Source organism: Rhodoferax sp. ZS1R8 (assembly GCF_056521325.1).
The window spans coordinates 1,191,512-1,207,890 of record NZ_JBWMBA010000001.1; the positions used below are offsets into that span (position 1 = coordinate 1,191,512).

At 56.8% G+C, this 16,379-nt stretch carries 12 protein-coding genes; 8 read left to right on the forward strand and 4 right to left on the reverse strand.

The window, feature by feature from the left end:
• The first annotated feature begins 14 nt into the window (after positions 1–14).
• Genes AC097P_RS05505 through pelG form a run of 8 tightly spaced genes read left to right on the forward strand, consistent with a single transcriptional unit; the run spans position 15 to position 12,680 of the window.
• Complete coding sequence (locus tag AC097P_RS05505) at positions 15–2,732, forward strand: bifunctional glycoside hydrolase/polysaccharide deacetylase family protein (protein ID WP_479609349.1); 2,718 nt, start codon at positions 15–17, stop codon at positions 2,730–2,732.
• Complete coding sequence (locus tag AC097P_RS05510) at positions 2,656–3,585, forward strand: hypothetical protein (RefSeq protein WP_479609350.1); 930 nt, start codon at positions 2,656–2,658, stop codon at positions 3,583–3,585. Before AC097P_RS05505 ends, AC097P_RS05510 begins: the two co-directional genes overlap by 77 nt.
• Positions 3,582–6,833: a tetratricopeptide repeat protein gene (locus AC097P_RS05515; RefSeq protein WP_479609351.1), complete on the forward strand. Its 3,252-nt coding sequence runs from the start codon at positions 3,582–3,584 to the stop codon at positions 6,831–6,833. Before AC097P_RS05510 ends, AC097P_RS05515 begins: the two co-directional genes overlap by 4 nt.
• Positions 6,834–6,843: 10 nt before the next feature.
• Complete coding sequence (locus AC097P_RS05520; protein WP_479609352.1) at positions 6,844–7,395, forward strand: penicillin-binding protein activator LpoB; 552 nt, start codon at positions 6,844–6,846, stop codon at positions 7,393–7,395.
• A 9-nt stretch (positions 7,396–7,404) separates the two neighbouring features.
• Entirely contained in the window at positions 7,405–8,760 is a 1,356-nt protein-coding gene (locus AC097P_RS05525; RefSeq protein ID WP_479609353.1) for a PelD GGDEF domain-containing protein, read from the forward strand.
• Entirely contained in the window at positions 8,757–9,797 is a 1,041-nt protein-coding gene (locus AC097P_RS05530) for a hypothetical protein (protein ID WP_479609354.1), read from the forward strand. Before AC097P_RS05525 ends, AC097P_RS05530 begins: the two co-directional genes overlap by 4 nt.
• A 31-nt stretch (positions 9,798–9,828) precedes the next feature.
• Positions 9,829–11,319, forward strand: a complete 1,491-nt coding sequence (gene pelF, locus AC097P_RS05535; RefSeq protein WP_479609355.1) for a GT4 family glycosyltransferase PelF — start codon at positions 9,829–9,831, stop codon at positions 11,317–11,319.
• Positions 11,307–12,680, forward strand: coding sequence for an exopolysaccharide Pel transporter PelG (gene pelG, locus AC097P_RS05540; RefSeq protein ID WP_479609356.1), 1,374 nt, complete (start codon positions 11,307–11,309; stop codon positions 12,678–12,680). Before pelF ends, pelG begins: the two co-directional genes overlap by 13 nt.
• Before the next feature lie 5 nt (positions 12,681–12,685).
• Here pelG and AC097P_RS05545 read toward each other — a convergent pair whose 3' ends face one another.
• From AC097P_RS05545 to AC097P_RS05560, 4 genes are all read right to left on the reverse strand, one after another.
• Positions 12,686–13,477 carry a spherulation-specific family 4 protein gene (locus tag AC097P_RS05545; RefSeq protein WP_479609357.1) on the reverse strand — a complete coding sequence of 264 codons (792 nt, stop codon included), beginning with the start codon at positions 13,475–13,477 and terminating at the stop codon, positions 12,686–12,688.
• 13 nt (positions 13,478–13,490) lie between these two features.
• Positions 13,491–14,516: a UDP-glucose 4-epimerase GalE gene (galE, locus tag AC097P_RS05550; protein ID WP_479609358.1), complete on the reverse strand. Its 1,026-nt coding sequence runs from the start codon at positions 14,514–14,516 to the stop codon at positions 13,491–13,493.
• 150 nt (positions 14,517–14,666) lie between these two features.
• A complete protein-coding gene (gene mnmA / locus AC097P_RS05555; RefSeq protein ID WP_479609359.1) occupies positions 14,667–15,812 on the reverse strand; it encodes a tRNA 2-thiouridine(34) synthase MnmA in 1,146 nt (381 codons plus the stop codon).
• 148 nt (positions 15,813–15,960) lie between these two features.
• Positions 15,961–16,215 carry a hypothetical protein gene (locus AC097P_RS05560; RefSeq protein ID WP_479609360.1) on the reverse strand — a complete coding sequence of 85 codons (255 nt, stop codon included), beginning with the start codon at positions 16,213–16,215 and terminating at the stop codon, positions 15,961–15,963.
• Positions 16,216–16,379: the final 164 nt, after the last annotated feature.

Consider the following 16,379-nt stretch of genomic DNA (forward strand, 5'->3'; position numbering starts at 1 on the left):
GGGTGGTAGTTGGTATGCTTTTCTCCGGCGTTGCCTTGGCGGAGTCCCCCGCCGTCGCGTTTTATTACGGCAGCAACCCTCCTTGGGATGAATTGCAGGCATTCGATCTGGTGGTCGTTGATCCAGACCATGTGGCAGAGCCCAAAAATGCTGCACGACCCCACACCCGCATTGCGGCGTATGTAGCCTTGGGTGAGGTACAGGCCTCGCGTAACTACGCAAAGGCCATCCCGAAAAGTTGGTTGGTCGGAGAAAACAAAAATTGGGGAAGTCTTTTGATTGACCAGTCCCAACCGGGATGGCATCAATTTTTTACGGAGCAGGTCATCGCTCCTCTTTGGGAAAGAGGGTTTCGCACTTTCTTTCTGGACACACTCGACTCGTACCACCTGTTTTCAACTACGCCCGAGCAGAGAGCTCAGCAGGAAGATGGCATGGTAGCTGTCATCCATTCTGTTGCATTACGCTTCCCCGACATCAAGCTGGTATTTAACCGCGGCTTTGAAATTTTGCCGAGGACGCACAAAAACGTAGAGATGGTCGTTGCGGAATCATTGTTCAGAGGCTACGACGCAGGGAAAAAACAATATGTGGATGTTGCTGAGTCAGACCGTCAGTGGTTGTTAGCCCAGTTGCTTCGCGCCAGGGATGAATTCAAACTCACGGTGGCTGTGATCGACTATGTTCCTGCTTCGCAACGCGAGCAGGCGCGGCAAACAGCAAAGAAAATTCTGGAGTTGGGTTTCGTGCCTTGGGTGTCTACCCCGGATTTAGCCAGTTTGGGCGTAGGAAGCGTAGAGGTTATGCCCCGCAAGGTGTTAGTGCTGCACAGCAACTTGGCTGACGAATACCAGCTACGCGCCGAACCTGGCGTGCGGCTGGGTTCGATGCCACTCAACTATCTGGGCTACGTGCCCGAGTTTGTGGATGCCAACCACCTACCCGACGGCAATTTGGTGGGGCGTTATGCGGGTGTTGTGGTGTGGCTCACGCAGACTCCCGACAACGATGCCAAGACGCGGATGATTCGTTGGCTTACGGCACAGGTAGAAGCCAAGTTGCCGCTATCACTGTTAAATCCACCAGATTTCCTGTTCGGCGGGAGCATGGCAAAAGTGCTGGGCTTCACCACCGACGCGTTTACGCCGTCTACAGCCCCGGTTGAAATTGTTCAGCAAAGCACTCAGGTGGGTTTCGAAATTCCACCCAGCCCAGGAGCCGCAGCGTTCAGGCCTATCGACGCTGTTGGGGCCGAACCGTTGCTGACCCTGCGCCAGGGCAAGTATGTGCAAAAGGCTGTTGCGTTGACCCCATGGGGCGGTTACGCGATCGACGAGTTTTCGGTCGTCACGCTCCCAGGTGACAACGGTGACCGCTGGGTCATCAATCCATTTGCCTTTTTCCAAGGATCATTGCGCTTACCCATGATGCCGATCCCTGATACGACGACCGAGTCCGGTCGCCGTATGTTAATGGTGCACATGGATGGCGATGGTTTCATCAGCCGCTCCGAGTTGCCTGGCAACCCTTTGGCTGGGGAAGTGGTCCTGAACCGGGTGGTAAAGAAATATGCGCTGCCCATGACGGTATCGGTGATCGAGGGCGAGTTGTCGCCATCAGGCCTGTACCCCGAGCTGTCGCGCTCGGCAGAAGCTATTGCCCAAGAAATCTTTAAACGCCCCCATGTGGCGATGGCATCACACAGCTATTCCCATCCCTCCATATGGAGGAAGGCGGCTGGCGTAGACGCCAGCGATGGCTACAACTTGCGTATTCCCGGCTATCGCTTCAACGCCAGGCGTGAGATTGAAGGGTCTGTTCGCTACATAGAGAGTCGCCTGGCGCCCGTCGGTAAGAAAGTTGAAATGTTTTTGTGGACAGGGGACTGTGTTCCAGGCAGCGATGTGCTGGAGTTGACCCGCAAAGTGGGCGTCCTGAACATGAATGGCGGTGACACGGTTGCCACACGCTCACAGCCTACGGTGACGCGCGTAGAAGGGTTGGGTGTCCCCCGTAAAAATGACTTCCAGGTGTATGCACCCAACCAGAACGAAAACGTTTACACCAACAATTGGACCGGTCCCTTCTATGGGTATGAACGGGTCATTGAAACCTTCGAGTTCACTGAGGCTCCACGCCGGCTCAAGCCGATCAACATATATTTTCACACCTACATCACGACGAAAGCAGCCGGCATGAAGTCTTTGGACAAAGTGTTCGCATATGCGTTGACGCAGGAGACTGCTCCCGTCTTTGTCGCGGACTACGCACGCAAAGTCATTAATTTCCAAACCCTTGCCATTGCCAAGACGCAATCCGGGTGGCGCGTCAGGGGTGCTGCACAGTTGCGGACATTGCGGTTCCCCTCAACCATGGGATTGCCTGATCTGGATGCCAGTCAGGCAGTGGCAGGCTTTACCCGACTACGGGACGACGTGTTGGTGCACCTTGGTGCGGATTCGGCCGAATTGGCGCTGAATACGGACGACACGAAAAGCCTCAGATTGGTCTCGAGCAATGGTCGCATTGCGGGTTTTGACAAAACGGCAAACGGCTTTCGATGGGAGTTGTCGGCGCACGTGCCCCTGCAGTTTTCGATGGCTAACGTACGCGATTGTCGCGTGCGTGTGGGGGGGCACGACTTGACACCGCTGCGTGTTGCAGAAGGTATTAGCGAGTTTAAGATCAAAGACCATGTTGCCAGTCCGCTCGAAGCGATATGCATTCACTGACGGGGAGATACCCCGTCTGGTGCTTACCAAGCCCTGGCAACTGGCACTGATCGGGCTGCTGGTGTTGGCGTTGCTGGTTACGATATTTCCACGCAAAGCATTGGTAGACACGCTATATGCCCAACATGATCTTGACCCCTTGACGCTTTCGTATATTCAAAACTTGTACCGCGCCGAGACATCTAACGTCGACGTCGCGCTGCTGTTGGCCCGGTCGCAAGGTAACACGCGTAGCGTCCAGTCTCTTGAGCCTGTGTTGTTGCGCGTTACGCAGAGTGGGACCATCCGCCAGCGGCAAGAGGCATATACGATTCTTTTCGAGTCATACACCCGGGAATTGTCCTTGCCCCTTACCAAAGCCGACCGAAACCGCCTGACGCGCAAGCTGTCTGGCTTGTTGCAAAGCGCCAGCGAGGACGAGCTACCTGGTCTGGTGGTGCACACTTTTGCCGTTAAAGCGTTTGAATTGGGTATGTCTCAAACGGGTTTGGTGTTTATGGACAAACTCAAACTGCAACAGCCCGCGCTAGAACTCGAGGAGTTGGGCAACCAGGCCTTGGCGCGGGGTGAATATGAAGGCGCAGCGGTCTACTTCCTGCTTGCACGGAACCGTGCCTCGGCGATCACCGAAGCCCGCCGGCTTTTTCGCAAAGGCGTTGAAACCTATATGGCCGCAAGCCTGTTCAAAATAGCCATGGAGGCTGCGTCCAGAGAACTTGGCGATTTGGCGTCCGATTTGCCCACCTTGCGGTTTTTGTCGCGTACCGCCATCGCCGCGGGAGATCCGGTGCGTGCTGCCAACTTTGCCCAGAGGCTGGTGTTCACGGCAAGCGACACCGGCGCACAACCATGAAACACCAAGGGGCGTTGTTTGGGGCTGTACTGACTGCCGCTTTGACGGGGGTTGCACACTCTGGGCCTTTGGCCGGGCAAGACTATTACTCTTGGCAGATCGCAAGCGCTCCTGATGCTCGGGCTTTGGACAATGCGTTTGCACAACACGCCACAATGCCTTTTGTGCGCATCGAGCAACGGGGGGCGATGTTCGTGTTGCGTGCCGGTTTTTGGCCGGATCTGTCTGCCGCGCGCGCTGCCGTGTCGCAGTCTGCATCTGGAGACAAGTTGCTGCGTGTGGCGACATACCGTCCAACTGCAATCGCACGCAAAAATTGGAACGAATCCGAATCCAAAGATGGTAGCGAAACTTTAAAAGAAGTTGAATTCCCTCCACCAGGTTTGTCGTCTGCAATGGTGGAGCCCGATCGCAAAGGACGCCCTTTTCAACCCGATGTACGACCCCTGCCGGGTATGCGCCCGTTTGATCCCCAAGACTATGCACTTGCCTTCGATGCGTTCGTTGCTGCGGGTGACCTGCAACGCGCCTTTGAGGTAGCCCAAAAGGCGGTTCGCTCCGTGCCCCAGGATCGGGCGTGGCGCATGCGTCTTGCAACAGTCAGCCAATGGACAGAGCGCCCGCAAGTCATGGCCGAGCAATGGATAGCCTTGTTCGAGCAGGGCGACCATTCCCCCGCTACAGCCGCCAAAGTGATAGAGGTCGCATCCCTTGTCGACCGCCCACTGGTAGCACTGGACGCCTGGGCTGTGTACGCGCGTAGCCGAAGCTTGTCAGATACCCAGTGGCGAGACGTGCTAGAGCTATACGAAAGCGTCGCACAACCTGAACGGGGAACGGATTTCTTCGTCGCGCAATTCAAGAAGACCCAGCACCCACTGCTGTTGGAATATGCCGCCCAATTGGCGGCAAATGCGGGTAACGATGCCAAAGCGGAGATGCTTTACGCGCAACGAGCCGAGCTTGAACCGTTCTCGCTGGACAGCGTTTTACGCGCGGTGGTGAACCAAGTTCGACGCGGGCGCATGCGGGAAGCTCTAACGCTAATGAAGGCCCATGAAAGCCGCATACCCGCGGACGCTCTTGAGTTTTGGCGGCTGTTCAGTCAGGTGGCGTGGGAACTACGCGACTACGACCTGTCCCGCCAAGGTTATGAGCGGTACGCCCGGCTGCCGCAAGCTGTGTCGGCGGATTGGTCGCGCCTGATTTTTTTGGTCCGCCGTGACCATCCTGGGCAGGCCGCTGACCTGGCTATAGAAGCCTACAAACGATTTGGTGCTACCGACCAGTTGTTGCAGGGTTTGGGAATTTATGCCGAGCTTGGTGACGTTGCGTCTCAGGCGCGCGTTTTCGCAATGCTGGGTGAGAATGCCGCGATTTTGGCGTCTTCCGACACGCGGTTTCTGTTGCAACGCGCCCAGTTTTACCAAAAGCAAAGGGACACCGATGCCGCGTGGAAAGATTTGCGACGAGCCATGGGGCTGGCCCCAGGCGATGTAGACGTTGCCTTGTCCAGTCTTTGGTTCCTGATTGACACCCAGCGCACGACAGAGCTCGCTGCGTTCTTGGAAAGCCACATGCGTATGGCCCAAGGCCAGTCTGCACTGTGGGCCGGATACGCGGCTGCAAACCAATTGTTGGAACGCCACCGTGAGGCTGTTCGCTGGTACGACCGGGTTGCGCAGACCAAGTCAGATGATCCTTTGATGTTGCTCAACTACGCCGATGCGCGTGAGCGTATTGGCCAACACGGAGTCGCTGATCGCCTGCGTCGCCACGCGTGGCTTCAGTTGAAGTCTCGCTACCCCGACCTTGCAGCGGCACGCTCGGCGGCGCAAAGTTCGGAAATGTTGACCTTTGCGCGACTCAGTCTGCTGGATCAGCCAGGAGATCCCGGTCTGGCATTGGTGCGCCAGCTGGTCCGCGAGTCGCGCAGCCTGGCGCCTGAGAAGCAGGATAGCCAAACGCTGACGTTGGTACTGGGCTGGGCAATTTTGAAGGAGCAGTTTCCCAACGCTCGGTCGTGGATGTGGCGACGCTATGCACGCCAAAGTCTTTCTCAGGCACCGCTTTGGGGACAGGCCCAAGTTGCAAGCAATCTTGATGACAGACGGTCAATGGATGCGTTGTTGTTGCGCAATGGCGAAGCTTTGCCCATCTACAACCGATACGATATTGCCTATTCTTTGGGTCACAAGCAGCAAGCTCTGGATATTGCGTTCAAAGGCATGGGGGCGCAAGACGACGAGCCACTTCACGACCGCTACCGCCAGCATGCCCCGCTGCTAGCCAATTATCTTCAAACCGGTATACGGGCTGAGCGGGGCACTGAAATGGACAGCCAACGACTGCATTTTGAAGCGCGGATGGCTATCAGCCCCGTAGTGTTTTTGGTACTCGTGGGCGCGACCCAGCAGCAAAACGGGAAGGAACCGTTGTTTGCTGCCTTGGCGCCGGGTCATGACCAAATGGGCACCGCGGAAATTCAGTGGTTGGGGCCACGCGGAACGACCCGGTTGGCGCTGCTACAGCGGGACGCTGTGGCGAGTGGTACTGGGCTGCGATTGGGGAATTCATACCAGTGGGGATCAAGGCTGAATCTGGAGACAGTGCTGAGCTACCATACACCATCCTCCATATCTCAGCCAATGCAAGTGGCGGGCTTTGAGGATAGCGCGTCCGCTACGTTAAGTTACACCCTGGGCAAACGGGAGTTTGTTCGGTTCACGCCTCAGTTTGCAAGGTATTACACGCAATTTGGTACTGCCCTGGGCAGTGGTCAGAGTCTGGATATCGAGGCGGGCTACCGATTTCGAACTGAATATCCGGACTGGCGGATGCGAGGATTCGTACAGCAGGTGCAGTATTCCCGCGTCAATGCCATCGATGACGCTGCGTTAGAAAGCTTCCCTTCTCCCGTCCAAGCGGCGGTCGGTACAGGAGCCCTGGACTTGCCTGGCTACTTCATACCCCAGGGCAGCACCCGGGTTGGCGTGTGTGTGGACATGGGAGAAAACCTTGGCGGGCAGAATATGCAAAACAACTATTCAAGGGCCTGGCGGCCATTTGTAAACATCTGCATGAGCCAGGATAGCGTAGCTGGGACTGGGATCAGTGGTACGGCGGGCGTGGCAGGATCCATCACGGGTGTGGACCACGTCCGTGTGCAATGGGACAGCACCCAAGCCGCGGCGCCGGGCAAAGGTAGCGCAGATACCTTGACGCTACGCTATAGACATTATTTTTAGGAACGGAATCATGACCTTTTCAAAAGCGCTCGTCTCGGGCTATTTTCTGTTACTCCTGACTGGATGCGCCCCCATGGTTCAGTCTACCGCCAGTCAGGAGACGCTGGACCGCAATGCGCAGTGGACGATCTTGCCAATCGCCAACAATACCGATACGCCGCAGGCAGGGCTGTCGGCGGAGGCGATGGCAGAACACCAGCTGCGCAATCGGGGTATTACCAACCTGCGGCGTTATCCCTCAGCCCTGTCGCGCGACAGTCTTTTTGAACCGACTGAACGTAAGGTCACAGAAGAAGCGATCAAGTGGGCCAAGGACCAGGGAATTCGGTTCGGTGTACTCGGTAGCGTGGAGGAGTGGCGCTACAAAGTTGGCATTGACGGCGAACCTGCGGTGGGTGTAACACTGCAGGTGATGGATCTGTCTACTGATCGCGTGGTTTGGAGTGCTTCTGGGGCGAAGAGCGGCTGGAGTCGGCAGGCTCTCTCCGGTGTAGCTCAGGCGCTGCTAACCGATTTGTTCGCGCGATTGCCGCTGACTAGCGGCAACGTTGAAAAACAATAGCCGTCGACGATGGGTTTGAAAGTCGTACAGCGATTCAAGGCACTGTTCAGTCGCGAAGGGTTTGCGCCAGAGCGGATTGCGACGGCGGAGCAATGGGTCGAAATCATAGTTGTCTCGTTTGGAGCGGTTGCCGTTGCCTGGTTTGCCCGGCCCAACGATCCCACTCTTTCGCAATTGAGTTTTCCATGGCTGTGGCTGGCCCCTGTATTGATAGCGCTGCGTTACGGGGTATTGCCGGGCTTGATAAGCGGTACGGTCTTGCTGGTCAATGGATGGATGGCGACGCAGCTCGGGCGTGCACCCGTTGAGATTTCCGCAGCGCCCATGTTCGGTGGTGGTCTGTTGGTGTTGTTGTGCGGCGAGTTCAGCGATGTCTGGCGAGATCGCAACCGCCGCATGGAAGAAACCTACCTGTATGTCACAGAGCGCTTGTCGCGATTGACCAAACGGCATTTGTTGCTAAATTTGTCGCATGACCGCCTGGAGCAGGAGATGTTGGCACGACCTGGCTCGTTGCGCGATGCATTGGTGCGCCTGCGTGGCCTAACGCTGGATCTGGACAAGCGAGACGATCCGCTACCCGGTGCGGATGGACTGTTGCAGTTGTTGTCGCAGTATGTAAATATTGAAGCGGCGCAGATTTACACCCTGGTTGAAAAAGATGGCTCGTATGTATTGGGTACCCTGGCTGCGAGCCTGGGGGATCCGGATGCTCTGGCGTCTGACGACGAACTACTGACCCTGGCCCTGGAGACCGGTAGCCTGGCGCACATCGCTGGACAAGACGTCAGCATGCGCCGCCATACGTCGCAACTGGTGGTTGCACCGCTGGTTGCTGGGGACAGTGATTTGATTGGCGTGTTGTCGGTAACGCGCATGCCCTTCTTTTCATTGAATGTTGAAAACTTGCAGATGATGCTCGTGTTGTTGGGGTATTACGCCGACAACATTGGTTCCGCTCTAGGAGTGGCTTCTATACAGAAGCAGTTGCCAGGGATGCCATTTTTGTTTGCCCAGGAATTGGCGCGTACGCTGCGGCTGCATGAGAAGATCGGGATGGCAAGTCATCTGGTTGTGATGCGTTTTCACGGCAGTCGTGGGCACGAGATTGCGGACAATTTCCTACGGATCAAGCGTGGCCTTGATCTTTACTGGAAAACATTTGCCAACGACTTGCCCGTCCTTGTCATCCTGTTGCCATTCGCTTCATCGTCTGCCAAGGATGGCTTCTTGGAGCGGGTCGAGGCGTGGCTTGAGAGTCATTTCAAAGGGGATTTCGCGTCACTCGAAGTACTGTTGCATGTTATTGACTTTGATGTTCGGGATCCCTTGGGCCATCTTAAAGAAGCGATGGCTACACCATGAACCCTTTGCATTGGGCTTGGTTGGCAGCTGCTGCGGACTTCGGGCTGTTGCTGACGCCTTTGATGTCATCGGTTTCGCAGGGTGCATTTTGGCAAATCGTGGCAGCCCACTCTATGATCAGTGGTGTGGTGGCACTCGCCACCTATCTTCTGCTGCCACAGCGCTATATGGCGCCCAGGTTCGCTGTCACGGCACTGATGTTCAGCTTTGCGTTCATTGCGCCGGTTATTGGTGCGATTGGTCTGCTTTTGATAACCCGGGTCAACCTGCGCAAGGCGCTGGTGGAAGACAGTTTTTCTGTTCCAGTGTCAGTCGGACTACCCGTGTATGACGTTCAGGCGGTCGACCAGCATCGCGGCGGGCAGGGCGCAATCCGATCTCGACTTGGGCGACAGGTACCCAGTGGATTGCGGATGCAGTCCTTGTTGACCTTGCAAGCCGTCCCTAGCAGGGTTTCCAATCCGATTCTGGAAGACCTTTTGGGTGATGAAACGGACGACGTACGGTTGGTCGCCTTTGGCATGCTTGATGCCGAAGAGAAGAAAATTTCAGTCCAGATCCGCCATGAGTCTGAGCGGCTATCGGAGCAGCTGACGCAAGAACAGCGCTACGATTGCTTGCGGCAACTGGCAGAACTTAACTGGGAGTTGGTGTATGCCTGTCTGGCCCAGGGTGAGCTGCGACAACACATTTTGACCCAGGCCGCCGACTTCGCGGATCAGGCCTTGGCTCTGCGTGACGACGCGGGGTCAGGTCTCATATTTCTACGGGGGCGGATATGGTTGGAGCGAGGCGATATGGCGGCCGCACAGCGAGCGTTCGAACGGTCCGTGGAGCTTGGGCAACCCCGTACCTCTGCATGGCCCTACCTGGCCGAAATAGCCTTCAGGCGCCGCGACTTCCAAGAGGTCCAGCGGTACATGCAACAACTTTCTACGCTGAACCTGGCTTCTCGCACGCGAGCAGTTGAGGATTTTTGGGTGAGGCGTAGCAGCGAGATCAACTTCAGTGACCATAAGCTCCTCCCCCACATCTGATAGAACTTACCGTCACGCAGAGGATGTGGACGTGCTGTTGCTATTGGAGGGCACTTTCCCGTTCGTATCCGGAGGTGTCTCCAGTTGGGTCAACCAGATCATCCGCGGGTTTCCTGACCTGCGATTTGGCGCCGTCTTTCTGGGTAGCCGTCCTCAGGACTACGGTGAAATGCGTTACGCGCTGCCTGACAACTTGGTACATCTGGAAGTTGCCTACTTGTATGAGGATCGGTTAAACCCACCGGTTGCAGCTGCTTATGCGAACCCTCAAGGTATGACCTTGATGAAGGATGTGCACGCGCGTTTTGAGGCTGACAAGCAAACGCCCGATTGCGCCCGTTTGTTCGCCGATCTGATGGATGAAGCGGGTCCGGACGGCAAACTGAGCCATGAATCTTTTTTGTATAGCCAGGAGTCCTGGAACTACATCAAGGACAGCTACAGGCGTCGCAGCACCGACCCTTCTTTTGTAGACTATTTTTGGACCATTCGGACTATCCATACCCCCTTTTGGCGGATGCGAGAGGTGGCGCTGCGGTGCCCACGTGCCCGCATCTACCACGCGATATCGACCGGCTACGCCGGCATTTTGGGGGTATTGCTCAAACACCGTTACAAGCGTCCTTTTATGCTGAGTGAACACGGCATTTACGTCAAGGAACGCAAGATCGACCTATACCAGGCGCAATGGCTTAAGGACAATCGCAGTGTTTTCGAAAAAGACCCTTCACGGGTCAGTTACTTTCGCCAACTTTGGATTCGTTTCTTTGAGCACTTGGGCTATGTGACTTACCAGGCGGCTGACGACATCATCGCCCTCTACGAGGCCAATCGGCAACGCCAGTTACAAGACGGGGCGCCCGAGGAGAGAACCACCAACGTTCCTAACGGGATTGATGTCGCACGCTTTGCGCCGCTTCGCACGTTACGACCAGAGAAAATTCCCCAGGTGCTCTGCCTGATCGGGCGGGTTGTGCCCATCAAAGACATCAAAACCTTCATCAGGGCCATGCGCACGGTGACCAACCACCTACCGGACGCCGAGGCCTGGATTGCTGGGCCTGAGGACGAGTCGCCAGCGTATGCGCAGGAATGCCGCGAATTGGCACAACAGCTGGGACTGTCGAACAAAATCAAATTCCTCGGATTTCAAAAGCTCACCGATTTGTTGTCCAAAGTTGGGGTTGTTGTGCTGAGCTCCATCAGCGAGGCTCTGCCCTTGGTGATCTTGGAAGGGTACGCCGCCGGTGTACCAACGCTGTCGACAGACGTTGGGTCCTGTAGGCAGTTGGTCTACGGGTTGCCCGGCGAAGACGCAGAAATTGGTGCGTCGGGTCGGGTAGTCCGAATTGCCGACCCCCAAGCCTTGGCCCATGCAGCCCTGGAGCTTTTGGGGGATCCCGTTGCCTGGCATGCAGCGAGTGAGGCAGCGGTAAAGAGGGTAGAAAAATACTACTCCCAGGACATTATGTTTGCACGCTACCAAGCCCTATACGATAAGAACTTCCAATGGCAGGCATAGGGTTCGAGCTTCGAAAACTGCTGAAGAAGCAGACCTACTTCGGACTGTTGCAAGCGTATGCGTTTGCCGGCCTGATCAGCTCCGGGCCGTGGGTCCTGTCCATCATTGGCATTCTGCTGATAGGCGTTTTCAGCTTAGGACTGATTTTGCCGAAGGAGGCCATTTCACAGTTCCAGGTGACTATCACCTACTTGTTCCTGATATCGCTCATCGGAACTGGCCTCATGCAGTTGTCTTTCACGCGGTTCGTCGCAGACCGCATTTTTGAAAAGGACGAAGCATCGATACTGCCCAACTTCAATGGACTGATATTGGTCACGATAGGCACCAGCATTGCGCTCGCGGTACCTTTTGCTGCGATGTTCTTCCCTGAGCAAACGGTGCTGTACAGAATTTTGTTTGTCATGGGTCTGGCCATCATGTCAGCAATATGGATTGCGACCGTTTTCCTGACAGGCCTCAAGCACTACCGCACAATTGTGGCTATCTTTTTCATGGGGTATAGCGCCACACTCGGGTTTGCGCTGCTGTTTCGCCCGGTCTTCGGTATGGATGGGCTATTGCTAGGTTTTGTCGTCGGACACTACCTCTTGCTGATGGGCATGGTTTGGCTGGTGTACCGAAATTATCATTCGGACCGCTTCATCGCTTTCGATATATGGAAGCCGGGCGCCATGTACCTCAGCCTGATGGGCACAGGCTTCTTCTTCAACCTGGGTGCATGGGTGGACAAGCTGATGTTCTGGTACTACCCGGGGACCGGGCAGCAAGTGATCGGGCCTCTGAACGCCTCCGTCATTTATGACTTCCCCATATTTTTGTCTTACCTCTCGGTCATCCCAGGCATGGCTGTGTTCCTTGTGCGCATTGAGACCGATTTTGTGGAGTACTACATCAAGTTCTACGATGCGGTTCGAGAGGGCGCCACACTGGACTACATCGAACGCATGCGCAATCAGATGGTCTACCACATACAGCGGGGACTGTTCGATATCGCCAAAATCCAGTCTATTGCCGTCCTTGTAACTTTCGCGTTGGGTGGTGTGTTGTTGGAGTCCATGGGTATCTCCAAACTGTACCTGCCCTTGTTGTACGTGGATGTCGTGGGCGCTGCGTTGCAGGTGGTGTTACTGGGGATATTGAACGTACTTTTTTACTTGGACCAACGGCGCATTGTCTTGGGCCTTACCATTTTGCTGCCGCTTGCCAACGTGGTGTTTACAGCAGTGTCCCTCCAACTCGGTCCTGCATGGTTTGGGTACGGCTTTACCCTGGCAATGCTGGTTACGGTGCTGGTCGGGGTATGGATACTCACGAAGGTACTGGATACTTTGGAGTACCAGACGTTCATGTTGCAATAAGACGGCTACGCGCAGACGGCGAGTGCTTTTTCTGCATCCCAGTAGGTCGGCAGGCCCGATGTGAACGCAACGTCGGTGGCGAAAAAGCCTGCAAAGCGCCGACGCCTGGCAACCGCCGCGATCTCCAACATGTCCGCCTGGCTTGCGGATAGGCCCATGATCCAGCACTGTGAGGCATACGCGTCCAGCGCAGGCGGCAGACTGGTGGTGCTGTTGTAGCTGGCCCAGGGGCTTTCAAACACCAGTAGCTCGATCGCTGGTAGTAACTTGAAGTAGGCTGCATCCGGGGCGGCACCAGGATTCAACATGAAGCGACGGCCAGGGTTCGAGACGCTGGCGGTGGTCAGTAATGCATCGTAATAGAGGACATTGGTGCTGCCGACGGGAACCTCATCCAGAAAGAAATCATCGAGGCCGTACAGCTGGCTCCATGCTTCGATATCGGCCAACACGGCAGGCGCGGCGCGTTGCCCGTAGCCGGTGGAAACATAGCCTTTGACCCGGTGGCCTTTGCCACGCGCTGCATCAATCCAGGCCTTGTATTGCGGGTCCAACTTGCTGCCGGGGCCGTTATTGGCGTTGGCAATAAGGACTGTGGGCTGCGCCGAAGCTGCCAGCTGCGACCATGGACCGGCTTTGTAAAAATAAGCCGGCACCAGCGTACTCAGGCAGACTGGCGCAGGAGCGGGGACCGGCGTGGACAGGGTGTTGCCACCGCCTCCTCCGCAGCCCGCCACCAACAAGGAGCCGCTTTGTAGAAGCAACAAGCGTCGCTCGATGGAAGGCAGGTTGTACATGCGGTCTGCCTGGCTACACAGCATACCCTTGCGGATTCATATTCTGCCAGCGCCACGCGTCAGCACACATGGTCTGCAGATCACGCTTGGCCGTCCAGCCCAGCACGTTTGCCGCATGGCCCGGGTGGGCGTAACAGGCCGCAACGTCTCCCGGGCGACGCGCTTGAACTCGGTAGGGAATGGGTTTACCACTCGCGGCCCCAAACGCCCGAACCATGTCCATGACGCTGTAGCCGGTTCCTGTGCCAAGGTTGATAGCGTGGCATTGACCGCCACTGCCGCTATCCAATGTCTCAAGTGCCCGCAAATGGCCCAGTGCCAAGTCAACCACGTGAATGTAGTCGCGTACACCGGTACCGTCGGGCGTGGCGTAGTCGTTGCCCCATACGTTAAGGTATTCACGACGTCCCACTGCAACCTGCGCGACGAACGGCAGCAGGTTGTTCGGTATACCTTGTGGGTCTTCGCCTATCAGTCCGCTCTGGTGGGCGCCCACAGGATTGAAGTAGCGCAGTATTCCAAAACGCCATGTCGGGTCGGACGCAAAAGCTTCTCGTAGCATGTCCTCAACGACGAGCTTGGAGCGACCGTACGGATTGGTGGCAGACAAAGGGTGGTCTTCAGTAAGGGGCAATGCAGTCGGATTGCCGTATACGGTGGCCGAAGAGCTGAAAACCAGGTTTTTGACACCACAGTCCCTCATGGCCTCCAGTAGTCGCAGGGTACCCACGACGTTGTTGTCGTAGTACAGCAGAGGGGCCGCGACGGATTCACCAACCGACTTCAGCCCGGCAAAATGGATGACGGCCGATGCTCCACTGTTACGCAATGCTTTCTGCAGCATAGCTCCATCACGGACATCACCCTGCACAATTCGCACCGATTTGCCAGTGATGCGCTGCACGCGCAGCAGTGCCTCGGACTTGCTGTTGGAAAAGTTATCGAAAACTGTGACGTCATACCCTGCGGTCAGCAGTTCCACACAGGTGTGGCTTCCGATATACCCTGCGCCGCCCGTTACAAAAATATGTTTGTCCATATGCAATTGAGTTCCTGGCGTTAACAATCTAGCGCGTCACCGCACCCGAAGCGCTCCATACTGCCACAAATGTAGCCGCCCCTATGCGCCTCGGTTTACCTGCCCCAAGCAGCATGCCGCCGGAGACTTTGTTAAGAAAACTTCGCTGGGCTATGCCTGCGTAAGCGCAGAGGCGATGACGCCACCACCCAGGCATACATCGCCGTCGTACAGCACGGCCGATTGCCCAGGCGTTACCGCCCATTGCGGCTGGTCAAACTGCAGCGAAAAACCCTGCAAGCCAGCTTCGGGCATGGCGCACGGCGAATCGCTCTGGCGGTATCGGGTTTTGGCTGCCAGCGTGTTGGTGGTTGGTGCAACGCCGCTGGTCCAGCTGGCGTCCAGCGCCTGCAACGTGGAGGACTGCAGCCAGGGATGGTCATGCCCCTGTACCACCCACAGCGTGTTGGTCTGCACATCCTTGCGCGCTACAAACCAGGGTGCGTGCTCGCCACCGCCCCTTTGGGCCCCCTTGGCTTTGACACCACCTATACCCAGACCCTGGCGCTGGCCCAGCGTGTAAAAGCTCAAGCCCTGGTGCTCGCCCAGCAGGCGGCCGCGCGCATCGCGCATTGGCCCGGGCTCCTTGGCGATGTAGCGGTTCAAGAAATCACGGAAGGGACGCTCGCCGATGAAGCAGATGCCAGTGGAGTCCTTCTTTTTCGCATTGGGCAGGCCGATCTCTTCGGCAATCTGGCGCACCTGCGTCTTGTGCAGCTCGCCGACCGGGAACAGGGTCTTGGACAGTTGCGCCTGGTTCAGCCGGTGCAAAAAATAGCTTTGGTCCTTGGACGGGTCCAGGCCTTTGAGCAGTTCATGCAAGCCTGTGTGCGGGTTCTGCCGTACCCGCGCGTAGTGACCGGTGGCAATCTTCTCGGCGCCCAGACGCATCGCATGGTCCAGGAAGGACTTGAACTTGATTTCTGCGTTGCACAGGATGTCGGGGTTGGGTGTGCGACCAGCCTGGTACTCACGCAGAAACTCCGCGAACACGCGATCCTTGTACTCCGCAGCAAAGTTGACGTGCTCGATTTCGATGCCCAGCACATCAGCTACCGCAGCCGCGTCAACGAAGTCGACGTTGGAGGTGCAGTAACCTGGATCGTCGTTGGTGGAGTCGGCCGCACGGTCATCGTCTTCCCAATTTTTCATGAAGATGCCAATGACTTCGTGGCCCTGCTGCTTTAACAGGTGGGCCGTGACGGCCGAGTCCACGCCGCCACTCAGGCCTACCACCACTCTTTGCTTGCTGCTCATGCAAGCATTTTACGGGGCGGTGCTCTTTAGACTTGTCTACAAGGAGAATAGTGCTGTAGCCCTCGTCGGAAGAGCGTAAGCAGCTATTAATTTAATAGCGAGTCAACGGCCGTCACGCGCACCACCCAAGGGGCGGTGCGCGCGGGGCTTACTTCTGCTCTGGTACGACGACGATGGTCTCGCCTGGCTTGCCGGGGTCGCCTTTGGCACCAGGTGCACCAGCGGGGCCAGGCACGGGAACTGGTACGGGAACCGGTACGACGGCACCCGGGGCTCCGGAGGGACCAGGCGCTCCCTGCGGTCCGGGCGGCGCAACCACCACCGCGGGTGGCGAACTGGCGGGGTTGCAGGCGCTGAGGCCCAAAGCAGTCAGCAAAGTAGCGAGTAACAAGGCGATTTTCATGGTGATCCTTTTGGTCGGGTTTGTAGGGAAGGTACGTTACCGTCTGGCGCGGCCCTGTTCTGTGCGCCATCCCACCTACTGCCATGCTCCGGCCCCCAGCGGGGGCGCTGGCATTGGTGAAACTCCACAACGCAAAGCGGCCGCATGCCCTGGAGGGACATGCG